The organism is Psychrobacter sp. 1Y10 (genome assembly GCF_052259005.1).
Taxonomy (GTDB): domain Bacteria; phylum Pseudomonadota; class Gammaproteobacteria; order Pseudomonadales; family Moraxellaceae; genus Psychrobacter; species Psychrobacter saeujeotis.
This window is the reverse complement of sequence record NZ_JBQQES010000006.1, coordinates 198,399-221,931: the sequence shown is the minus strand read 5'-3', so window position 1 is coordinate 221,931 and position 23,533 is coordinate 198,399. Positions and strand designations below refer to the sequence as shown.

The window sequence follows — 23,533 nt, the reverse complement described above, 5'->3', positions numbered from 1 at the left end:
ATACTGTTAAAAAACCAAGCTATGCAAAATCAGGCCATGTCTGACAAAGGGTAATGCTTCTGAACGTAGGCAATACACAGCTCATAAAAGGCTTGCGCTGGCGGTGAGATGGTTTTATTCGCCAGCTTAAAAATACCAATTTGTCTATCCAAAGATGGCTCAAGTAAGTCAATCCAAACCAGCTCTGGCTCATTAGAGGGGAAGGCGAGCTTGGGCAAAGTCGTGATACCCAAATCATTGCGCAGTAGTGAAAATAAAGACGTGATGTTTTTGACCGTGTAGCGTGCATTGCGATTGAGTACTTCGGCAGGCGTGTTTTCAAGCAATCGACAAGTACCGTTATAAATAAAAGGCTGCGTGACTAGCTGTTGCCACTTAAGCCCTTTTTTCCGTTGGCTCTTTGTCTGGTTGTTTGACTGCTTTTCTGGCTGACTTTTCAACTGGTTTAACGAATTGCTTTTTAAGCAAACGACACCAATAGGATCTGATATGAGTGGGGTAAAATCTATATCCGCCTGATCTATACTGATACAGTTACCCAATGCTAAATCTACTTCTCCTGCCAATAATCGATTGGCTACCCCAACAGAATTATCATCTATCAATACAATCTCAATATCAGGGTGCTTTTTTGAGTATTCGACCAACACGCTTGGCAACAGCTTGGTGACGAGCGATGGCACGCTTGCAATTCTTATTTTACCTTTGTCACCAGACGCAGATGCTTTGAGATCATCTTCTAGTGCTTTATAAGTGGTAAGGAATTGCTCAATCTTCGGTAAGCAGGTTTCACCAAAAGGGGTGAGTGTGGCTTTGTTACCACTTTCAAATAAACGCTGACCGAGCGTCTTTTCCAGCTCTTTGATGGAGGCTGACAGCGCTGCTTGTGATCGATTGGCGCGCTCAGCCGCGGCACGAAAACCGCCTTCTTTTACCACAAATAAAAAATGCCGTAATTGCTGTATTTTCATATTTTCTGCCGCCTAAATCTATTTATCAATAATATATCTACTATGATAGATTAAATCTATCAATTTTAATATTTAATTAGTTAGATTTGTCATTATTAAAAGGGTAGCATGGATGCAACATCGCAATACAGGCTATCAATTAAACAGATGATGCCGCCATTTATCTAAGGAAGAACACCGCATGACGACTCAAACCACTAAGCAGCCCGTTAAGACCTCACTTTACGCTTCTAAGTCACCGTTAGAGTGGGCGATTACTAACAATGGCACGCTGTATACCGCACAGATTCCTATCGATGAAAATGGTGAAGTGGTCGCAGGCGGTATTGAGGCGCAAACTCGGCAAACGCTAGACAATCTTAAGCACACACTAGAATGTGCCAATGTCGGCATGGATTCGGTATTGCAAGTGCTTATTTATGTGACGGATCGCGAGTATCTCAAAACCGTTAACCAAGTGTATGCTGAATACTTTGAAGCTCCTTATCCAAACAGAGCCGCTCTGGTGATCTCAGGGCTTGCTCGTGAAGAGATGCTGGTAGAGCTGGTCGTTTATGCTGCTGTGCCTTAAGTTTTGAATAAATTTCTATTCATAAATATATTTATTTTAAAATAAAACAAATACAGTGGTTAAACGTGCTACTGGTATAAATTTTCCTCGCTTGCTGTGCGCTTTGCACTCCAGAGGCTTCACAAAATTCATCCCAGTAGCACTATTTTCTTCAAAGTAAATCAATTATATAGATAGGTTTCATTTCATATTTTTTATTTACCAGGTTTTTTAATCGTTTTACTAAGGATGTTCTTATGTCAGCCCAAACCACCCAACAAGTATTGCAACAAGACCCAACTAAGTCACTTTATATCAATGGTGAATGGCAAGCGGGCGCTGATACCATTGCCAATATTAACCCATCTGATACCAGCGAAACCATTGGTGAGTTCGCGCAAGCAAGTCAAGACCAAGTCAAAGATGCTATTGCAGCTGCTCGCCAAGCACAGCCCAAGTGGGAAGCAACGCCACTTGAAAAGAAGCAGTCTATTCTACAAGCGATTGGTGATGAGATGATTGCCCGCTGTGATGAGCTAGGTACTTTGTTATCACGTGAAGAAGGCAAACCTTTTCTAGAGGGTCGCGGTGAAATTTATCGTGCTGGTCAGTTCTTTCATTATTATGCCGCTGAAGTGTTACGTCAAATGGGCGACCTTGCTGACTCGGTACGCCCTGGGGTCAAAGTCGAAGTCACCCGTGAAGCTGTCGGTGTGGTTGCAATTATCTCTCCTTGGAACTTTCCAACTGCCACTGCGGTATGGAAAATCGCGCCAGCGTTAGCTTTTGGTAACAGTGTTATCTGGAAGCCTGCGAATTTAACGCCTGCCAGTGCGGTCGCGTTAGCGGAAATCATTCACCGTCAAGGTATGCCTGAAGGTACGTTTAACTTGCTATTGGGTGGCGGCTCTAGCGTCGGTGACGCGCTTATCCATTCTACAGAGATTGATGCGGTCAGCTTTACAGGTTCTGTACCGACAGGACGTAAAGTTGCTGCTGCAACGGCACCAAACTTTATCCGCTGCCAGCTTGAGATGGGTAGTAAAAATGCGTTAGTCATCGCTGATGATGCTGATTTGCAGGTTGCTATTGATACAGCGGTTGCTGGTGCATTTGGGGGCTCAGGACAAAAATGCACCGCCTCTTCACGCCTTATCGTCATGGACAGTATCCATGATGCTTTCGTCGACGGTGTGGTCGCCAAAATGAAAACGCTAAAAGTCGGTCATGCGCTTGATGACGGTATCTTTATGGGACCTGTGGTCGATGACAAGCAGTTGGCATCAAACATGGATTGGATTGAAAAAGCCAAACAAGCGGGAGCCAATTTAGCCTTTGGTGGTGAGCGTTTAGAGATGCCACATGAAGGCTACTATATGTCGCCGACCTTGTTTACTGAAACCGATAACAGCTGGGATATCAACCAAGAAGAAGTGTTTGCCCCGCTGGCCTGTGTCTTGCGTGTCAAGGACTTGGAAGAGGCGATTGCGATGACCAATGATACGCGCTTTGGTTTGACTGGCGGCATCATCACCCAAAGTCTGCGTAGTAGTGCGATGTTTAAAGAGCAAGTACAAGCTGGCTGCGTGATGGTGAACTTAGCGACAGCGGGTACCGATTATCATGTGCCGTTCGGTGGTCGTAAAGAGTCGAGCTTTGGCCTGCGTGAGCAAGGTCAATACGCTAAAGAATTCTATACCATCGTCAAGACCGCTTATCAAAAAGCGTACTAATAGGATAAAGCGTAGGGTGGGTTAGCGATAGCGTAACCCGCCAATATTCGATATTAGATTATTCAAAACGGCGGGTTACGTTTTATTGGCACTCTCTACGAAAGCTTAATAAAGCTAACCCACCCTACGCAAATCTTAAGCTAGAAGCCAGCTCATAAAATTAAGAAAGCATAAAAAGGGAATGGATATGTATCAAGATCATATCGTCATTGACGGATTACAGTATAGCCATTGGGATCGCGACTACTTCAAGATGCTAAAAGATAGTGGTATCAATGCGGTACATGCCACCTTGGTCTATCACGAAGATGCGCGTCAGACCATGACCCGCTTCGCTGAATGGCACGCACGCTTTGAGCAGAACAGCGATTTGATTATGCCCGTGTATTCGGTCGCTGATATCAAAACGGCAAAAGAGCAGGGCAAAGTCGGTATCTTTTTTGGCGCGCAAAACTGCTCACCAATCGATGACGAGATTGGTCTGATTAGCGTCATGCGCCGTTTGGGTTTACTGATTATGCAGCTGACTTATAACAACCAAAGCTTGCTAGCAACTGGCTGCTATGAGCAGAATGACAGCGGCGTCACCCGCTTTGGTCAGCAAGCTATTAAAGAGATGAATCGCGTCGGTATGATCGTCGATATGTCGCACAGTGCTGAGCAATCTACGCTTGAGGCGATAGAAGTCTCCTCGCGTCCGATATGTATCAGTCACGCCAATCCAACCACCGCTCATGATGCCTTGCGTAATAAATCAGACACGGTTATTAGCGCCTTGACCAAAGCGGGCGGGCTATTAGGCTTTAGTTTATACCCGTTCCACTTGCCAAATGGTAGCGACTGTACGCTTGAGGACTTTTGCAGAATGATTGCCAATTGTGCGGATAAATATGGTGTTGAGCACTTAGCTATTGGTAGCGACTTGTGCCTTAATCAGCCGCAAGCGGTACTTGAATGGATGCGTAATGGTCGCTGGTCAAAAGCGATGGATTATGGTGAAGGTAATGCTAATAATTCAGGCTGGCCGGATACTTTGCCTTGGTTCGCTGGCAAAGATGGTATGGAAAATATCTATAACGGTCTTTTACAGCATGGCTTTAATGAGGCTGATGCTGGCAAAATTATCGGCCAAAACTGGTTTGATTTTTTAGAGCAAGGTTTAAAGCCGTCGGCTTAAATATTAACACTCTAAAGTTAAGCTTTGAAAGCTCGTTTTTTAGAGGTTCGTTGTTTAAATCTAAGCTTTGCAAGCCATCACTCCAACGCGCTATAAGACAAACGACGTTTTATAGCGTTAAAACTCTTTCATTTTTATAGTGGATTGACTATACCTCTGATTTAAACAATGTAACGTTAGCATATGGAGCCACATCATGGCCGATTTAAAGGGATTTAATAGCGATGAGCAAGGACGCTCAGACGTCGACAAAACAACAGGCACCTTAACCCATGTAGAGGGGCCGTCCGATACCTTAGGTCTTAAAAATCCAGCGTTTTGGTACAGTGGCGGTTTTATTACCCTCTTTGTTTTGATGGCTATCTTTGCTGAGGAGCAATTAGCACAAATCGTCAATGTCAGCTTTGCTTGGTCGGTCAATATTTTTGGTCCCTTTTGGCAGATACTATTATTAGCGACTTTCGTCATTGCTTTGGCTGTTGGTGCTGGCCGCACAGGACGAGTTATTTTGGGTAATCTGCCTGTGCCAGAGATGGACAGCTTTAAGTGGATGGCCATTCTTTTTTGTACGCTACTTGCTGGCGGCGGGGTCTTTTGGGCGGCCGCTGAACCTATTGCGCATTATGTGACGGCGCCGCCTTTATATGGTGAGTCACCAGACTTACAACAACGTGCATTCAATGCTTTGTCACAGTCTTTTATGCACTGGGGCTTTTTGGCGTGGTCGATTGTGGGCAGCTTGACCGCTATTGTAGTGATGCATCTGCATTATGACAAAGGCTTACCACTTAAGCCGCGTACCTTACTTTATCCTGTGTTTGGTGAGCGTGTACTGACGGGTCAAGCTGGCGCCATTATCGATGCTTGTTGTATCGTCGCGGTGGCGGCGGGCACCATCGGTCCTATTGGATTTTTGGGTTTGCAGACCAGCTATGCGCTCAATGAGTTATTTGGTATCCCTGATACCTTTACCACTCAGCTAATTATTATCGTATTCGCTATTGCGCTTTATACCATCTCAGCAATTAGTGGACTGACGCGCGGTATGCAGCTCTTAAGCCGTTTTAACGTTACGCTGGCTTTTGCACTGATGGTGTTTATTTTGATCTTTGGCCCGACCAACTTTATTGTTAATGGCTATATTCAAGGTGTCGGTAGCTTGATCGATAACTTTATCCCGATGGCAACCTATCGCGGTGATGAAGGCTGGCTGAGCTGGTGGACGGTGTTCTTTTGGGGCTGGTTTTTGGGCTATGGCCCGATGATGGCTATCTTTATTGCTCGTATTTCACGTGGTCGTACCATTCGAGAGTTGATTACCACAGTATGTATCATTGCACCGCTTGTCACCTGTTTTTGGTTCACCATCGTTGGCGGTTCGGGACTGGCGTTTGAGATTGCCAATCCGGGCAGTGTGAGCGCCGCCTTTGAAGGCTTTAATTTGCCAGGTGCGCTATTAGCGGTCACGCAGCAATTACCGTTTCCTTTGATTACCTCAATTCTGTTTTTAATCTTGACCACGATCTTTATCGTGACGACAGGGGATTCGATGACCTATACCATTAGTGTCGTCATCAGTGGCGAGCGTGAGCCAAACGCTATGATTCGTACCTTCTGGGGCATCATGATGGGGGTTACTGCTATTGTATTGATTTCGCTTGGTTCAGGCGGTGTGAGCGCCTTGCAGTCCTTTATTGTCATTACTGCGGTTCCTGTATCTTTTGTTTTGCTGCCGTCTCTATGGAACGGACCAAAAATCGCCCAGCAAATGGCACGCGATCAAGATTTGTATCGTCCTAACAAGGTTGTGGTCAATCATCGCAAGGCGGAGGAAGAGCTCGCTAAACAAAAAATTATTGAAGAAAAGTAAATTGTTGAACAACTATAATAATAGATATATTGTGTATAACATGTTGATTATGATAGTAATTTATTTACAGTGGTTTGATTAAAATGGTTGGTTTTTAAATGGCTTTGATTAAAAGCACTTCGTTAAAACGGTCAGCCAGTCAACTGGTCTGACATATTATGTAAGGTAGTGGCATTATGAATTTGGTTCACGCAAACAATGAGAGCATTGACGTAGCGACACTGTCTTTACGCAGCCCCGATGTGGTCATGAATGCTGAGCGGCTGGGTGCTATGCACCAGACGCGTATCAGCTTTGTACGTACATTACTGCGTAAAATTGATAGAGAAAAATGGACACTGAGTACGCATCTGTGGGATTTGGATGACAAGGGTTATGGACAAGTGATCTACCGTCTGCAAACCCCTGAGCATACTTATCATCTGGTGGTGTTTTGTAATGAGCTGGCCGATGACGAGCGTAATGATCGAGTGATCGCTCAAAAATGGGATGTCACCTTTGGCCTCGTATTTGGGGAGATTGGTCAGGAGCTACTCGATAATCTCAAAGCCAATGTACCGCTACAAGAAGCAGGTCGCAATTCCAACATGGTGATGGTGCTGGCACGCGCTAATAAAAGCGTGCGAGTGTTTGATCATATCGTGAGCGCCTTAGCTGATGGTCAGCAGCCTGACCTTGAGGTGCTCGCACAAGTCGGTTATATCCTGCGTACCACGGCAGTCTATGGAAACGGCAAATTTGGTATTTATGATTTTAAGCCATTAGATCATAGCGAAGATTTTAATCAGTCGTTTCGCGCGCAGATGTGTGCAGTTTATCTATTGCGCGAGTTTAGCCTTGATTGGGTTGATTTTTTAGCCAAGAAAAAAGGCGGTAATAAAGCAGTCGCGCTCCATCCAGAGATTAAGCGTTATCTAGGAATCGGTAACGCGACGGGTCTGGGTATGGCACCGTATCTAATCAATCACCCTTGTATCGTCGATCAGTGGCTCACCACTCGTGAAGAAGCCGTACAAGCGACTTTGGTCTGTGCTATTGAAGCAGAAAAGGCGGCATATTTTTCAAGCTTGTTGACACGTGCGATTCAGCATTTTACCGAAATCGTTACTATCAATGAGCAGCAAGATCAATTGAACGCGACCGTCGTTATAGAGTTGAGTGTATTACAAAGTAAGCTTATGAACATGATTGAAGGTCATAAAACATGGGCGGAGTTTCTGCAAGCTCATGATCATTTAAGTTTTGAGAGCCAAGAAGTTATTATTTCTTGCTTAATGGAGCTATATCCTGAACGTGTAGATTCGTTCCAAGAAAAGGTGAATGCCGATGAAAGCTTATCATTACCGAAGGGTAAAGTGATTCAAGATTTACTTGATGTATTAGAATCACGTTATCAATGGGCAATTACTATTGATTTTGATGAGCCTGAAAATCGCTATTGGTTTTGGTATCGCTCGGTGGATAAAGAAGAGCCACGTATGGGTGTGCGCGGTCAAGAGCCTGGCGACGATCGAGAGCTGTCATTAGACATCGCTCGGCAAACCAAAAAACTATACTCAGCATTGCAGCAAGCCGATCCACAGCAGCTCATATCCGAGTTTATGTTAAGCAAACCTAAGTACCGCTCTATCGCGCGCCGCGTATGGACCATGGGACATAAAAAAATGGGTGATATTCAGATGAATGTTTTGAATAAACACACACCGCCCATGCATCTGCTACGCTGTAAGCTATCGATGTTTGGCGCGACCAAGTTCGATCCCAGATCTGATCGATGGGTGCGAATTACTTTGTTTCAAGGTGCGCCTTTATTTAGCGAGGTGCATAGTGATGAATGGCTGTTTCCGTTATTGCCCAATTTGTCAAAAGAAGAGTCGTCAATCAAACAGCCATTCACACAGTAGGGAGGTTTAAACATGATTGTATCGCATAATGAAATCGTAGCAATGGTGTATAAAGCCTTTACTGGTATGCACCGCGAAGTAGGCGAAGCTGATGTTATTGCTTCAATGGTCGCTGAGCTGGAGATGGCAGGGCTGGACGGTGTACGCCATTTTAATAATGCCACCCCTTTTATTTTATCTGAACAAGATACGCCTATCGATATTGTCCATCAAGAGACTGGCGCGATTCGCTTTGATTTGCATGACAGCAGTTTGATTTGTCATTTGCCTGCCATCATGGACTACGCACTAGAGAAAATGGGTGATTTGGAGCATTTTCAGATTTATATAATGAACTGCCATAATCGTTGGCTGGCTTATAGTGAGCTGGTCAAGCTCGCTGATAATGGCATTGCCTGCCTAGCAAAATGGGATAATGGCACGGTGCCCAAGCATACTTTACTTACCCTAAACCAAGGCTTTGTCTATCCTGATATTTACTTCTTTAATAAGGCTCAAGCCAACTACAATACCAACGATATGATCATTGAGCTGGCGACTGCTAACTTCGATATTGAACAAGAAATCGAACATTTTGATCATAAAATATCGACGGATGAATTGTATGCCAACCATAAGCGCTCATGGAAAGAGGGTATTCATGTCGATGATGAGCAGTGGGCGATACTCAAAAAAACAGCGGCCGCCATACTGGTAGAAAACAGCGAGGTATCGAGCAAAGGCGCTGGCGGGGTGTAAACTTGACTGATTTTCATTTTTTAAATCAAGCGCTTGGGACACGTCGTTCTTGGAGTGTCGGACTTAGAATAATATTACTAGAACGGAAGTATCTAATTTTAAATATTTTTTTAATATATTTAGTTGCTCTTGTTGGGCAGTGTAAGGCAATTTATTTTGTAGACTGTTAGTTGATAGCCTGACTTGTTTATTGACATTAGAAACCCGCTAAATTGTTTTAGCGGGTTTTTTGCTGTGGGTTGTACGTTGTTAAAAATTGGATTATCGAAAGCTTTAAAATGCTACTTATAAACATTTTTCATTTATTGTTTATTGAAATATTCTGATATGTCTGTATTATTGGACGTATGGAAATAACAACTGCTATCGCAAGCTTTGCGGCGCTCTCTCAAGACACTCGTCTTAAAGCCTTTAAACTACTGGTCAGTCAAGAGCCTGAGGGTTTACCTGCGGGTGAAATAGCCCGTCAGCTGTCTGTGCCACATAACACCATGTCCGCGCATTTATCGGTGCTGGCGCGGGCAGGGTGGGTGGTGTCAAAACGTCAAAGTCGTCAGATAATCTATCGTGCATCCCTTACGCATATGGAAGCTGTCGTACAGTTTTTATTGCAAGATTGCTGTGCGGGCCATCCAGAATTGTGTGCCTCGCTGATGGATAGCTTAGGCGGCTGTGAAATTGCTAAACCTAATAATTAAGAAATTTTTTAAAGCCAGCGCTAAGCTAATAACTGATTCAATAAAAAGATTTTAATAAATAAATTCTTAATAACCATACCCAAAAAATAGGTTAAATCGCTATGAAACCATTAATTTTTCATAATCCAAACTGCGGTACTTCTCGCAATACGCTTGCCATCATAAAGGCATCAGGTGAGCAGCCAGAAGTGGTGGAGTATCTAAAAACCCCGCCGAGCCGTGATGAGTTGGTTGCGTTGCTATCGAAGATGAATATCTCGCCAAGAGAGTTACTACGTAGCAAAGAAACCATCAATGATGAGTTGGGCTTAGATAAGCCTGAGTTATCTGATGATCAAATTATCGATGCAATGATTGCCCATCCTATCTTAATTAACCGTCCTATCGTGGTCACAGATAAAGGCGCAGCGTTATGCCGACCATCAGAGCGAGTGTTTGAATTATTAGAAAACCCAGTGAGCAGTTTTACAAAAGAAGACGGCGAGACGATTTATCATGACAAAAGCGAATAAAAATCAGCCTCACGCAGAGGATTCATTGAAGCTAGATGACTTGCCCAATATTGATGCCAATCAATTACAACCGATCGATATTGAATCGCTGATTGCGCCAACTGACCCACGTCATCCGCCTAAGATACTGGTGCTATACGGGTCATTACGTGAGCGCTCGTTTTCCAGGCTGGCGGCTGAAGAAGCAAGTCGGCTGCTGCGTTGGTATGGCTGCGAGGTACGGATGTTTAATCCATCGGGTCTACCGCTGCCAGATGATGCTGATATCGATCATCCAAAGGTGCAAGAGCTGCGCGAGTTGGCGCAGTGGTCAGAGGGTATGCTGTGGGTGAGTCCAGAGCGTCACGGTAGTATGACTAGCATTATGAAAGCACAAATCGATTGGATACCACTCGCACTGGGCGGCGTACGACCAACTCAGGGTAAAACCTTAGCGGTGATGCAAGTGAGCGGTGGCAGTCAAAGCTTTAATACCGTCAATCAGCTGCGCATTCTGGGGCGCTGGATGCGTATGATTACTATCCCTAATCAATCGTCTATCCCTAAAGCCTTTTTAGAGTTTAACGACGATAATCGCATGGACAAGTCGCCCTTATATCTGCGCCTCGTTGATGTCTGTGAAGAGCTGGTAAAGTTTACTTGGCTCACTCGTGGACGTTCAGCCTATTTGACAGATAGATACTCTGAGCGGGTGGAAAGTGCTGAAGCAGTGTCGCAACGTGTCAATCAAAAGTCGCTGTAATATCTCCTAGTTATAATCAACACGCTGTAAATAAGGTTGCTCCATGCTCGCATTAACTATCTTTATCGTGACTTTGATTTTGGTGATATGGCAGCCTAAAGGCTTGGGTATTGGTTGGAGCGCGCTGGGTGGGGCTTTAATCGCCTTAGCTTTTGGCGTGGTGCAGTTATCCGATGTCGGTATTGTATGGGACATCGTTTGGGATGCGACCTTTACTTTTGTAGCGCTAATTATCATCTCGCTTATCTTAGATAGAGCAGGATTTTTTGGTTGGGCGGCGCTACATGTGGCCAGACTTGGCAATGGGCAGGGACGGTTGTTGTTTCCCATGATTGTAATATTGGGCGCGTTTATCTCGGCGTTTTTTGCCAATGATGGGGCTGCATTACTCCTAACACCGATTGTCATCGCTATCTTGCTACGGCTTAAGTTTTCACCGCCATCGGCATTGGCTTTTATCATCGCCACAGGCTTTATCGCTGATACCGCGAGCCTGCCGTTAGTGACTTCTAATCTGGTTAATATCGTCAGCGCCAATTATTTTGATATTGGCTTTGGACGTTATGCGGCGGTCATGGTGCCGGTAAATATTGTCTCTGTCATCGCGACATTAGCAGTGCTGTGGGTGGTCTATGCCCGCCAAATCCCAAAACACTATTCCATTGCCAATCTTAGCGCGCCTGCATCCGCTATTGAAGATCCGTTGGTTTTTAAAGCCGCTTTTCCGCTGCTTGCCTTGTTATTGGTTGCTTATTTTACCACCGAGTCACTAGGTATTCCTATCTCCCTCGTAACTGGTGCGGCGGCATTGGTATTAATGGCTATTGCAGGCCGCTGGTGGCAAGGCGGACGAGATGCCGTTGTTTCGGTGTCTGATGTCGTACGTAACGCGCCTTGGCAAATCGTCTTGTTTTCTGTGGGTATGTATTTGGTGGTGTATGGCTTGGGTAACGCAGGACTGACGGCTTATGGTGCCCAAATACTGAATTGGTTAGGGCAGCAGGGTGTCGTTATCGCAACGTTGGGGACTGGATTCCTTTCGGCTATCGTGGCTTCTATAATGAATAATATGCCATCTACCTTAGTTGGTGCACTGGCTATTGATAGCGCGCAAGTACCCGCAGCGACTCGCGAGCTGATGATATATGCTAATGTGATTGGCAATGATTTGGGGCCGAAGTTTACGCCCATTGGTAGCCTTGCGACCTTGTTATGGCTGCATGTATTGGCAGAGAAAGACTATAAAATAAGCTGGGGGCAGTATATGAAAATCGGGCTGCTCATTACGCCGCCAGTATTATTAGCCACGCTGTTGGCCTTGGTGTTTTGGTTGCCGATGCTACCGAGTTATTAAGAAGCTATAGTTGATTCGCTTTAAAACCGATACAGTGCTCGCTACAAAATCACCTCAACTTGGAAGTAATAATCATCTTTGATAGTAATGCTGACTTTGCCGTTATGGGCGTTGACGATAGCTTGCACAATGGATAATCCCAGACCTGATCCTGCGTGCATAGCCTTGGTTTGATCGTGACGATGAAACCGCTCAAATAACTTATCCGCATCGCTTTGTGCCAGTGGCTCGTCCAAACGATTGGTAATGGTTATTTTTAATGACTGTTTTTTTGTGCAAGATGTAACATTTTTTGATAAGTTGTCTTTGTCAATCATGGCCATTTTATGCGCGGCAATAGTAATGACGCTATCGTTAGCCGCATAATAGATAGCATTTGATAGTAGATTGGCAAACAGCCTTTGCAGCAACCCTTCATCACCTAACACACTGCCAAAGTCTCCTAATTTGTCAAAAGTGATACCGCGCTCATCGGCGATCAGCTCAAAATAATCGACAAGTTTGCCAATCAGCCTGTCAGTATCGACAGTACTAAGCTGCGAGTCACTCAGCCCCTTTTGAGTCTTAGCGAGCAGGAGCATATTATTAATCAGACTCGATAACTGCTCTAAAGTTTCATGCTGGTGATGCAGCTGCTCGATATACTCAGCGCTATCTCTAGGTTTACTGAGCATTACCTGTGTTTGGGTGCTAAGGGTCGCAAGTGGGGTGCGCAGCTCATGGGCAATATTGTCAGAGAAGCGTAGCAGGGAGGCAAAATTGCTCTCAAGCTTGCCCATCATTAAGTTATAGGATTCAGCAAGCGGACGCAGCTCCAATGGCATGTCATGAGCGTTAATTCTTTCATCCAGCCGTTCAGGGTTGATGCCTTTCATCTTTTGCATAATAGTAGATAGAGGCGCAAAGCCCCAGTAAACACTTAATGCTGCCACGGAGACTAACAATAGGGTAATGGCCATTAAGATCATACTAAGCTGACGGTTGAACTGTAATAAATATTGGTGATGAATATCGATGGGTAGGGCGATAAATGCCAAGGTATGGTGGTCTTTGATAATGATGGCTCGATAATTTCTATCGTTTATCTCAACGACGAACTGCTGCTCCTGATGCTCTTTCCATAATGATAATATATTAAAGCTGGCTGGCAAATCGTCGACAAAGCGGCTGGGTATGCTGGTCAAAAGCTGCCCCTCTTTATCAGCAATGACTTTTTTTAAATCATAATCGCGCCAAGAGGGGTGCAAATGGTCGTTGTCTGCTGGAACTGTGAGGGTAGATAAGTTAGAGGTAGCCGTTTGATCATTAAAATCAGTTAGACGCTGACGCAAATCAAAAGCAGCATGGGTGATAATCTCCGCGTCCATCTCCTCAAAGTGACCTTTGACAGAACGTTGCACCCAGATATAAATCACTACTTGTGAGAGAATCACGAAGAAGGTTAGTAAAAATATCGTGCGCCATAATAAAGGCCAGCGCCGATTATCAGATTTCGCTTGAGTATCATTAGGTGGTGTTTTATTTAACATCGATTTATTCAACGTCTGTATCATGTGTATCTAAAACGTCCAATTTATAACCCATGCCGCGCACGGTATGGATCAGTCTTGTATTAAAGCCATCATCGATTTTGAGTCGCAGACGTCTTATAGCCACATCGATGACATTGGTATCGCTATCAAAATTCATGTCCCATACTTGCGAGGCAATGACGGAGCGCGGCAGTACCTCACCGCGACGCTCAAGCATAAACTGTAATAAAGCAAACTCTTTTGCCGTCAGTTTAATAGCGCTGTCGCCTCTATGCACAGTGCGCTTGGCAATGTCCATTTTTAGATCCGCTATTTGCATAATCGTACTTTGATAATCTGCTTGATTGGCGCGTCTTAGTAGGCTTTTTATTCTGACTATTAATTCTGCAAAGGCAAAAGGCTTGGTTAGATAGTCATCGCCACCGATTTCAATACCTTTGACCCTATCGCTTAACTCATCTTTTGCCGTTAAAAATAAGACAGGCGTATGCTTGCCAGCGGCTCGATAATTGCATACTAGCTCAAAGCCACTAATATCAGGCAACATCACGTCCATGATGATGACATTAAAGTCTTCGGTCATAAGAGCATGATAGCCGTTGAGTCCTGTGGTCTGATGGTCAACGATAAAGCCGGCTTCGCTGAGCCCTTTTTTTATGTACTCACCAAGCTTTATCTCATCTTCTACTAGCAATACTTTCATAGGCTGGCCTCCATTAGGCGGATCAATTTAATGCGGCTCGTTCTCGCTATTACTTTTAGCCTTACTGTGGTCTTCATACTAAAGGAGTATACTCGGCATGAAAATCTAAAGCGACGAAGATGACAAAATTGTCATCTTATTGTCATCTAGCAGTCAGAATAAATAAGACATAATCTAAGCCAGTAACATGGCTTTTCACCAAAAAATAAGGGTTTACCATGTACTCAACCAAATCAATCATCATCACTGCTGTTGCTCTAGTCGTTTCAACGTCTGCTATGGCTCATGATCCCAAATTCCATGCCGAAAAGGATCAAATGAACTGTAAAAAGATGGAAAAACATATGCAAATGATGCAAAAGATGGATCATAGTAAGATGGATATGAACGACCCTGCTATGAAAGCAATGATGGCCAATATGGGCAAAATGAAACAGATTTATCAAAAACACTGCGTCAGTAGTGACAACGGAAGTAATGACAGTAAATCTTAAGAATTTTAAATATAGTCCTATGAAACATACATCACTATTAGGCAGCTTTACTGAATAAGCAGTTTTATTAAGTAAACAGCCTTACTAAATAATAGTGGTGTATTAACAAAAATAGATTTTTAGGATAAGTACATGAAATTCTTATTGGGGATAATTTTTACCCTTGTTGTCGCAATTACTGGTGTTTTTGCTGTCATTACTGGTGGTGTTATAAATATTGGCGCCGATCAAGAGCATAGTCCAATGGTCTACAATTTCTTGGAAACAGCTCGTAATCGTTCTATAGAAAATGCGAGTAAAGATATCATCGTTCCAGATTTAGAACAGGTGGACATGATTAGCAGTGGCGGTGCAGATTATAAAGACATGTGTGCAGGCTGTCATTTGTCTCCTGGCGTAGAACAGACTGACCTTAGTCAAGGCTTATATCCAAAGCCACCTAATTTTACCAATATTGATGTTGTTGCGCGTTATCAAGCGCAGGCTGGTGCTAGACAAGGGTTTTGGGCGATTAAACATGGCATCATGGCGTCTGGAATGCCAGCATGGGGTGCAACGCATGATGACGATAGAATGTGGGCCATGGTCGCTTTTATCAGATCGCTACCTAAATTAGATAAAAGCCAGTACACCATGCTAACGACTAGGTTGGACGACGATATGCTGGATATGTCGTTCAATAGCGACATGATGGATATGTCAGACGACGGATTTGAAATGCAGCATTAGTTGTTTTCAAGATCATGGTTTTTAGTCTTATAGCTTTTAATACCTAGTTTTTAATGTCAAAAATACAAACAGACGCTTAGGAGTGGCTTTATGAAGCGCTATACCAATATGTTTTCTAGCGAACACAACCAATTATCTGGTCGTGCTCTTTTAGTGATGGCGACATCTTCATTATTATTAGCGGCTTGTAGCCAATCAAATACGAGCGCTGCTGATTCTCAGCCTGTACAACCTGAGCCAACAGTTGCGACACAATCAGCTCAGATAGCACAGCCCCAAGCTGAGCTGTCAGCGGTGACGGCTCCTTTGATAAACCAATCAGAGCTTCTTAAAAATGTCTCGGCTACGGTCTATAAAGATGCTAATTGTGGTTGTTGTAAAGAATGGATAGGCCATGCAGAAGATAATGGCTTAAACGCTACCGCGCAAGACGTTGCAGACTTATCGATATTTAAAGAGCGTTATGGCGTACCGCCGCAAATGCAGTCTTGCCATACCGCAGTCACCACCGACGGCTATGTCTTTGAAGGCCATGTCCCTGCTAAGCACATGGCGCAGTTCTTAGAGAACCCACCTAGCGATGCTATCGGTCTTGCCGTACCGGGCATGCCAGTCGGTAGCCCTGGTATGGAGTATCAAAATCAGTTTATGCCATATCAAATCATGCAAATCAATAAAGACGGTACAACCAGCGTCTATGCTGATATTGAGTCGCCGCAGCAGCAATTGTAGTTTGATTGATGTTTGAAGTAGATCGTTTGGTACAAACTCAATTCCCATTTTATGGATTAAGTTAGGTCATTATTATGAATAATAACAGCATGCTTAACCGCAGGCGTTTTTTGACAGGGTCATCTACGCTACTTGGCGCGTCTATGCTATCGACGTTACCGACCATTGCCAATAGTGCCTTGGGGGCAAATCAAAAAAACGTCGTCATTAACACTGATAAGCCCGAGCATAAAGTACCCATATTGACAGGCAATGAGTTTGATCTTTATGTCAGCAAAAAGCCCATTATTGTTAACGGCAAGTCGAGCATGGCGACTCTCATAAATGATTCATTACCAGCGCCAACGCTAAAAATGCGCGAAGGCGATACAGTAGTGATCCGCGTCCATAACCAGATGAATGAATCGACCTCTATTCATTGGCATGGTCTGCTCGTACCGTTTGAGATGGACGGTGTGCCAGGTATCAGCTTTGATGGTATCCCAGCCAATAGTACCTTTACGTATAAATTTACGCTGAAACAAGCGGGCACTTATTGGTATCACTCGCATACTGGATTTCAAGAACAAACCGGTATGCGCGGGGCCATTGTCATCGAACCAAAAGGACGCGAGCGTCATCCTACCCAAGAAGATCATGTCATTTTACTCAGTGATTGGACGCACCGTGACCCACACAATTTGCTGAAACTATTAAAACAGCGCGCAGACTTTGATAATTATCATTTGCCAGATTTCAAGAAGCTATTGTCTGATATTGCCGCAACGGATTTAGAAGCTGCTTTTGATAAGCGTAAAATGTGGAATCAGATGCGCATGATGCCAACAGATTTTACGGATCTGTCTGGTGAAACGACTTTTACTTATTTGATGAATGGTAAAACGACTGCGGCTAACTGGACGCAACTTGTCAAAGCAGGTCAGCCAGTCAAGCTACGCTTTATTAATGGCTCAGCGCAGACGATATTTGATGTACGCATCCCTGGTCTAAAAATGACGGTAGTCGCGACAGATGGAATTGATGTGAGTCCTGTCGATATCGATGATTTCCGTATTGGAGTGGCCGAGACTTATGATGTCATCGTTACGCCAACTAAAGATGCCCATACGATATTTGCCCAAAATATCGATCGGACAGGTTATGTAGCGACGACGCTTGCTACTAAAAAGGACGCGCGTGCGCCAATACCTGCTATGGATAAAGTTGAATGGTTGACCATGGCTGATATGATGGGTGCGATGGGAGACAAGGGTTATGACGCTCGTCATGCCAATACAGAGTACGACTTTAAGACGGATATGCGCGTCGATAGTCCGCGTATGAATCTTGATGATCCGGGTATTAATCTACGTAATATTGATCGGCAGGTTTTAAACTACAGTCAACTGCGCTCTGTTGATGAGCATATTTTAGCTGAGCAGCAAAAACCGACTAGAGAGCTTGAGATTCACCTAACGGGTAATATGGAGCGTTACATCTGGGCATTAGATGGGGTTATGTTTCGGGATGCCGCGCCGGTCAACATCAAACCTAATGAGCGCGTGCGTATCACCTTAGTCAATGACACTATGATGAATCATCCGATGCATTTGCATGGTATGTGGAGTGATCTGCGTGCGCCTGATGGTGGCTTTCAGGTTCGTAAACATACGATCACGGTACAACCTGCCCAAAAGATTAGTTTTGATGTTACGGGTGAAGTTGGACGCTGGGCTTGGCATTGTCATCTGCTTTATCACATGGAAGCTGGGATGTTTAGAGAAGTTGCCGTTGTTTAATAAACCTTCGAATATGAGCCTTATTATGAAAGTATATAAAGTAGGTCTACCGTTTATTGGCATGTCATCTTTGATGTTATTAATGTCACCTTTAGCAAATGCTGCTGAGATGTCGCACATGGATCATGGCAGTATGGATATGTCTGGTATGGATCACAGCAGCATGGATATGTCAGGTGATATGTCGGATATGGACCATAGTGGCATGGACATGTCAGGTGGTATGTCAGACATGGACCACAGCGGCATGGACATGTCAGGTGATATGTCAGATATGGACCACAGTGGTATGGATATGTCAGATATGGACCACAGTGGTATGGATATGTCAGATATGGACCACAGTGGTATGGATATGTCAGGTATGGACCACAGTGGTATGGATATGTCAGGTATGGACCACAGCAGCATGGATATGTCGGGCATGGATCATGGCAGTATGGATATGTCTGGGATGCAAGGCGGCGAACCACCAGCCGATGCTCGTAGTCCAGATTATTCAAATGGCGTTCCTTATGGAGAGCATGGTAAGCCTTTAATGATGGGCACCTTGCCATTATGGGGCGTGTCAGTAGACGATTTGGGTTATCAATTTGACGATGATCAAATCAATTATGAGTTTGATACGTGGTACGGTACAGACAGCAACCGCGTAACGCTACGTAGCGAAGGTAGTATCCAAACTAAAGATGATAAAGAAATTGATAGCTTAACCTCATTATCTTACTGGAAGCCACTTAGTATTTTTTGGAATGGGGAAGCCGGTGTTGCTTATGATACCGAAAATGATAAATCTGCCGTGATGGCTGGTATTGCAGGCACTGCACCTTACTTCATCGAAACTGATGCTAGAGCTTATTTATATACTGATGGGCAAGTCCGGCTTGATTTAGCTGCGGAGTACGAGTGGCGCTTAGATCAGCATTGGGTAGTGATTCCAGAAGTAGAGCTGACGGTATTTAGCAAAGATGATACGGATAACCATATTACTAAAGGCTTTAATGAGTTTGGGGCTGACGTTAGGCTTACTTACGAGATGTTAAGTCGTCAGCTCGCGCCTTATGTGGGTATCAGCTATGAGACCGCTTTAGGCGACACAAGAGATTTGCGACGTCAAGAAGACGAAGCTGTTGATTCTAGTAGCGTGACAGCTGGTGTGAAATTTTGGTTCTAGTGTTAACCATGTAAGCAAAAACAGTTATAACACTAGCGCTAAAAACGGGCACCTCTTCATTTAGGTGCCTTTTTTACTAAATTAAGGACAAGAATATGAATAATCATATGGATAATAAACAGAAGCAAATGAACCCCTATGTGAAGTTCACAATCATGATTTTAACATCGACAGTAGTGATGTTTATCATGATGTATTTTAATACTTATCAGTGGGATCACGTTTATTTTAGCGAAACTAGAGCTTATATGGCGTTATATATGGGCGCTATGATGGCTATTATTATGCTCGCCTTTATGACCAATATGTATAAAAAGACTAAGGTCAATCTTATGATTTATGGGATTAGCGTCGTACTACTTGCCTTTGGTTTATGGGGCGTTAGATCACAACAAACGGTTGATCAGGTCGATTGGATGCAAGCGATGATACCGCATCACTCGATTGCTATTTTGACCAGTACCCGTGCTGATATCGAAGATCCGCGTGTACGCCAGCTTGCCGATGACATTATCGAAGCACAAAAGCGTGAAATCGATGAGATGCAGCAATTAATTGATGAATTGAAATAACTAGAATAGAGCATTATCAACTTTGAGTATTACGTATTCGATATTTTCGAGTAACTAGCTCATTGAAAGGTATACGATCACACGCCAGTACTATATCATTACTATGGATAAGGAAATAAAAATAAGGGGGCTTTATAATGGTAATTATGATGCATGGTATGACTGATGCTGTTATGTATAGCATGATGAATGGATCAATGCATGGTGTGGGGTGGGGAAGATCCATAGTCTCCCTATTGTTTACGGTACTGGTTTTTGCTGTACTGATATTGGCTATTTTGGCACTGATTAAATATCTGCGTAAACCAGACTAAGTCTGAGGCTCAATTGAATGGTTAGGCAGGTAAAGCAGAGTAGAAACCACGGCTATCAGCGCTTGATATAATTGGTTCAAAATCTCTACTCGTTGTCTTCAAGGAGTGATTTTATGAAGCATGTTGACGATACAAAGTCTATAGAAGGCGGACAGTACGATAAAGTACCTACTGGCTACATTGGCACAATCTTTATCTGTCCAATGCATCCAGAAGTTAGAGATGTTGAAAAGAGCGATTGTCCAATATGCGGTATATTTCTGCAACCTGAGAATGAATTTGCTAACTCAAACAATAATAATCACGACCACAACCATAAACATGCATATAGTCATGGAGAAGGCGCGGACAGCAGGGAAGTAAAATCCGTCATCAGACAGAACTTATTCTTCGCCTTTATCTATAATACGCTTGACGTACCGATTGCTGCTGGCGTGCTCTATCCGGTGTTTGGTCTGCTGCTAAGTCCTATGATAGCAGCGGTAGCGATGAGCTTATCGTCAGTCTCGGTGATTGGTAACGTAACGCGCTCAGGTTGAGGGGTTTGGATTTATCGAAATAGCACTGGGTATCAAGATCGAACATAATATGGTTTAAAAATACCTAAGATAATCTAATAAGAAACACCGTTTGAAAGGGCTAACACTGCATGCAGTGGTGGCTCTTTTTTATAGACTATAACGATAATTGAACTGTCAAATTTATAATCTTTTAATTTATAAACTCTTCTTGTATCTGAGATTTTAAACTTAAATCAGCATATATCTGTTTGAATCTGCGGTTTTCTTTAAGCTCTTTTAGACGCTTCACATCAGATGCTTCTATACCACCATATTTAGACTTCCATTTGTAGAAGGTTAAACTAGTGATATCGTATTTACGGCATAGCTCTTTGGCAGAAAACCCCACATCAGCTTCTTTTAAAATGGATACAATTTGCGTTTCAGTGATACGTTTGCTCATGTTAAAACGTTTTATGGATGTTTTATAAAAAACTCTATGGCTAAGGTGTATTAGTTTAGGAGATAGTTATACGAGCATAGAATTTTTATAACCTTTCATCAGCAACTTTTATGCTGATCTCTCGTATATGTTTCTTAGGTTTGTAATTTGGCCTTAAACCTTCTTAATAAAATGATGTCTATTGCACATAACTGACATTAACTGCTCTAGTAGAGCTATGCATTCACATACAAATAAGATACCATCGACAATATCTTCTTAGTCGACTGGTGTACAGCCTACAATATTGTATTTACAGCGATATTTATAACAACTTTATATTAACCTTTTGGACAGTGTTCTTATGAAATTTAGAAAAGATATTAATGGCCTTAGGGCAATCGCAGTTATCGCTGTTCTGCTATTCCATTTCAACCCTTCTTGGATGCCAGGGGGATTTGCTGGCGTTGATGTCTTTTTTGTAATTTCAGGGTTCTTAATGACTGGAATAATATTTAAAGGGATTGAGCAAGACAGATTTTCTATTCTAAAATTCTATGTTGCTCGCGCCAATAGAATCATTCCTGCTTTAGCATTGCTTTGCTTAGTCCTGATGATTTTTGGTTGGTTTTACCTTACGCCCTTTGATTACAGAGTATTAGGTAAGCATGTTGCCAGTAGTATAGGTTTTTTATCCAATATCATGTACTGGAGGGAAGCTGGATATTTTGATGCAGCTTCTCTTGAAAAATGGCTGTTACATACTTGGACATTATCAGTAGAATGGCAGTTTTACATTATCTATCCATTGATTCTGGTCGCTATGCGCAAGTTTCTGTCAATAAAGACTATGAAACTTATGATACTAGTGGCAACGGTTCTAGGCTTTATATTTTGTGTTTTTTCTACTTACAAATGGCCCAATGCCTCTTACTTCTTATTGACTACCAGAGCCTGGGAGATGTTGATTGGTGGTGTTGCTTATTCTTATCCTTTTACCTTAAAAGAGGGCAGAAAAAAGTTTGTAGAGTGGATAGGCGTAGCTTTGGTTGTCAGCTCTTATTTTTTAATATCAGCAGAAAATCCTTGGCCAGGTTACCTAGCGTTATTTCCGGTTCTAGGATCGTTCCTAATCATCCAAGCACAGCGTAATGACAGTATTATTACGAGTAATATAGTCTTCCAAAAACTAGGAGCTTGGTCTTACTCAATTTACCTTTGGCATTGGCCACTTGTTGTAGCTATATACTACTTCTCACTAAGTAGCTCTTATATTTATTTAGGTATGGCACTCTCTATACTACTTGGATTTTTGAGCTACAAATATGTTGAAAAAATCAATTTCAGAAGAGAGTTTGGCAACTTATTTACGTATTTAAAGCACAAGCCTATATACATGGTATTGGCAATTGGCGTCCTAGGAAGCTTTGTTTTTGTAGATAAAGGGGTTGAGGAAAGATTTTCGTTAAACGCGTCTGACGAAAATATTATTGATGGCCTAAAAATACCTTATAGAAATAACGGTTATTGTTTTTATTCATCTCACGACCCAAGTTTTGAGGTAAGCCAAAGTAAGGGGATTGATTGTTATTTAGGTAATAAAGAAAAAAATGCCAAAACATTGCTATTTGGTGATTCTTTTGCTGGTCATAATGAACCATTTTTTGACGAGGTATTTAAGGCTAATGACGCATCCTTTCAATCAATAGTTACCAATTGGTGTGTTCCATCTCTTACCGAAAACTTTATAGGTTCTAAAACGAATAAGGCCTATGAGCAATGCTTATTAAACAGGAAATACCTGAAAGAAAATATGCAAAATTATGAAAATTTAATATTCGCAGGATCATGGGGTAATGCTTTAGAATTTGAACAGTTTAAAGATGTGGAAAAACTGATTGATGAAGCAGCTAAGCTGGATGTAAATATATTCCTTATGGCAGCTCCTTATGATTACAAAAAAAACCCGTTACAAGGTTTTTATAAAAGTATTTATTTTGATCAACCATTTGATATAGATGCTTTCGATGGTAATGATACATTTGTAAGTAAAGCAAACATGAGACTGAACAATTTATCTCAAAAACATGACAATGTTTATTATATTGACAGAACAATGCTCTTTGAGAACAATAACACTTTCGATGTTAATGGAACTAATGTTCCGTACACTTTTGATGGAGATCATATCTCAGTTATAGGTTCAAAATATTCTGCAAAACACTTTATGAACCACAGTAATTACCAAGCTATGATAAATAACTTTGAGTTAAAGTAACTGTTTGAGGGCTAAAAGGGGGCGTATGCCCCTTAT

General features: G+C 42.8%; 22 protein-coding genes and 2 pseudogenes. 20 read left to right on the top strand and 4 right to left on the bottom strand.

Annotated elements, in window-relative coordinates; genetic code table 11:
- Window positions 1–29 precede the first annotated feature (29 nt).
- Complete coding sequence (locus ACTXGH_RS09760) at window positions 30–971, bottom strand: LysR family transcriptional regulator (protein WP_439296672.1); 942 nt, start codon at window positions 969–971, stop codon at window positions 30–32.
- A gap of 181 nt (window positions 972–1,152) precedes the next feature.
- Between ACTXGH_RS09760 and ACTXGH_RS09755 the strand changes: the two genes are divergently transcribed.
- The 10 genes from ACTXGH_RS09755 (at window position 1,153) to ACTXGH_RS09710 (ending at window position 12,249) form a co-directional block, all read left to right on the top strand.
- Entirely contained in the window at window positions 1,153–1,542 is a 390-nt protein-coding gene (locus ACTXGH_RS09755; protein WP_439296673.1) for a RidA family protein, read from the top strand.
- 236 nt (window positions 1,543–1,778) lie between these two features.
- Window positions 1,779–3,254, top strand: coding sequence for an aldehyde dehydrogenase family protein (locus ACTXGH_RS09750; RefSeq protein ID WP_439296674.1), 1,476 nt, complete (start codon window positions 1,779–1,781; stop codon window positions 3,252–3,254).
- Window positions 3,255–3,441: 187 nt separating this feature from the next.
- A complete protein-coding gene (locus ACTXGH_RS09745) occupies window positions 3,442–4,431 on the top strand; it encodes a membrane dipeptidase (RefSeq protein WP_439296675.1) in 990 nt (329 codons plus the stop codon).
- A 196-nt stretch (window positions 4,432–4,627) separates the two neighbouring features.
- A complete protein-coding gene (locus ACTXGH_RS09740) occupies window positions 4,628–6,301 on the top strand; it encodes a BCCT family transporter (RefSeq protein WP_439296676.1) in 1,674 nt (557 codons plus the stop codon).
- Window positions 6,302–6,477: 176 nt separating this feature from the next.
- Window positions 6,478–8,205, top strand: coding sequence for a hypothetical protein (locus tag ACTXGH_RS09735; protein WP_439296677.1), 1,728 nt, complete (start codon window positions 6,478–6,480; stop codon window positions 8,203–8,205).
- Between the two features lie 12 nt (window positions 8,206–8,217).
- A complete protein-coding gene (locus tag ACTXGH_RS09730; protein WP_439296678.1) occupies window positions 8,218–8,943 on the top strand; it encodes a DUF3726 domain-containing protein in 726 nt (241 codons plus the stop codon).
- A gap of 347 nt (window positions 8,944–9,290) precedes the next feature.
- On the top strand, window positions 9,291–9,641 hold the full coding sequence (locus ACTXGH_RS09725) for an ArsR/SmtB family transcription factor (protein WP_439296679.1): 351 nt from the start codon (window positions 9,291–9,293) through the stop codon (window positions 9,639–9,641).
- Between the two features lie 101 nt (window positions 9,642–9,742).
- Window positions 9,743–10,153, top strand: a complete 411-nt coding sequence (gene arsC / locus ACTXGH_RS09720) for an arsenate reductase (glutaredoxin) (RefSeq protein ID WP_201595128.1) — start codon at window positions 9,743–9,745, stop codon at window positions 10,151–10,153.
- Window positions 10,137–10,895, top strand: coding sequence for an arsenical resistance protein ArsH (gene arsH / locus ACTXGH_RS09715; RefSeq protein ID WP_439296680.1), 759 nt, complete (start codon window positions 10,137–10,139; stop codon window positions 10,893–10,895). The genes arsC and arsH overlap by 17 nt, the downstream gene beginning before the upstream one ends.
- Window positions 10,896–10,938: 43 nt before the next feature.
- Entirely contained in the window at window positions 10,939–12,249 is a 1,311-nt protein-coding gene (locus ACTXGH_RS09710) for an arsenic transporter (RefSeq protein WP_439296681.1), read from the top strand.
- 41 nt (window positions 12,250–12,290) lie between these two features.
- On the opposite strand, the gene ACTXGH_RS09705 is transcribed toward ACTXGH_RS09710, so the two are convergent.
- Both ACTXGH_RS09705 and ACTXGH_RS09700 read right to left on the bottom strand, forming a co-directional pair.
- Window positions 12,291–13,778, bottom strand: a complete 1,488-nt coding sequence (locus ACTXGH_RS09705; RefSeq protein WP_439296682.1) for an ATP-binding protein — start codon at window positions 13,776–13,778, stop codon at window positions 12,291–12,293.
- Between the two features lie 4 nt (window positions 13,779–13,782).
- The gene (locus ACTXGH_RS09700) at window positions 13,783–14,484 is read right to left on the bottom strand and encodes a heavy metal response regulator transcription factor (protein WP_439296683.1); all 702 of its coding nucleotides are present in this window, start codon (window positions 14,482–14,484) and stop codon (window positions 13,783–13,785) included.
- 218 nt (window positions 14,485–14,702) lie between these two features.
- On the opposite strand from ACTXGH_RS09700, the gene ACTXGH_RS09695 reads away from it, so the two are divergent.
- The 9 genes and pseudogenes from ACTXGH_RS09695 to ACTXGH_RS09655 all read left to right on the top strand — a co-directional run.
- Window positions 14,703–14,978, top strand: a complete 276-nt coding sequence (locus tag ACTXGH_RS09695) for a hypothetical protein (RefSeq protein ID WP_439261054.1) — start codon at window positions 14,703–14,705, stop codon at window positions 14,976–14,978.
- Window positions 14,979–15,110: 132 nt separating this feature from the next.
- A complete protein-coding gene (locus tag ACTXGH_RS09690; RefSeq protein WP_439296684.1) occupies window positions 15,111–15,707 on the top strand; it encodes a c-type cytochrome in 597 nt (198 codons plus the stop codon).
- 90 nt (window positions 15,708–15,797) lie between these two features.
- Entirely contained in the window at window positions 15,798–16,439 is a 642-nt protein-coding gene (locus ACTXGH_RS09685) for a DUF411 domain-containing protein (RefSeq protein WP_439261052.1), read from the top strand.
- A 74-nt stretch (window positions 16,440–16,513) separates the two neighbouring features.
- On the top strand, window positions 16,514–18,217 hold the full coding sequence (locus ACTXGH_RS09680) for a copper resistance system multicopper oxidase (protein WP_439296685.1): 1,704 nt from the start codon (window positions 16,514–16,516) through the stop codon (window positions 18,215–18,217).
- A gap of 25 nt (window positions 18,218–18,242) precedes the next feature.
- Complete coding sequence (locus tag ACTXGH_RS09675) at window positions 18,243–19,391, top strand: copper resistance protein B (protein WP_439296686.1); 1,149 nt, start codon at window positions 18,243–18,245, stop codon at window positions 19,389–19,391.
- Between the two features lie 95 nt (window positions 19,392–19,486).
- Window positions 19,487–19,963 carry a DUF305 domain-containing protein gene (locus tag ACTXGH_RS09670; RefSeq protein ID WP_439296687.1) on the top strand — a complete coding sequence of 159 codons (477 nt, stop codon included), beginning with the start codon at window positions 19,487–19,489 and terminating at the stop codon, window positions 19,961–19,963.
- Window positions 19,964–20,100: 137 nt separating this feature from the next.
- Window positions 20,101–20,277, top strand: a complete 177-nt coding sequence (locus ACTXGH_RS09665; RefSeq protein ID WP_439261048.1) for a hypothetical protein — start codon at window positions 20,101–20,103, stop codon at window positions 20,275–20,277.
- 113 nt (window positions 20,278–20,390) lie between these two features.
- A pseudogene (locus ACTXGH_RS09660) lies at window positions 20,391–20,537 on the top strand (heavy metal-binding domain-containing protein); the annotation flags it as partial.
- 111 nt (window positions 20,538–20,648) lie between these two features.
- Window positions 20,649–20,816: pseudogene (locus tag ACTXGH_RS09655) on the top strand (cation transporter); the annotation flags it as partial.
- Between the two features lie 172 nt (window positions 20,817–20,988).
- Here ACTXGH_RS09655 and ACTXGH_RS09650 read toward each other — a convergent pair.
- A complete protein-coding gene (locus ACTXGH_RS09650; RefSeq protein WP_439296688.1) occupies window positions 20,989–21,240 on the bottom strand; it encodes a transposase in 252 nt (83 codons plus the stop codon).
- A 343-nt stretch (window positions 21,241–21,583) separates the two neighbouring features.
- On the opposite strand from ACTXGH_RS09650, the gene ACTXGH_RS09645 reads away from it, so the two are divergent.
- Window positions 21,584–23,497, top strand: a complete 1,914-nt coding sequence (locus ACTXGH_RS09645; protein ID WP_439261046.1) for an acyltransferase family protein — start codon at window positions 21,584–21,586, stop codon at window positions 23,495–23,497.
- Window positions 23,498–23,533 lie beyond the last annotated feature (36 nt).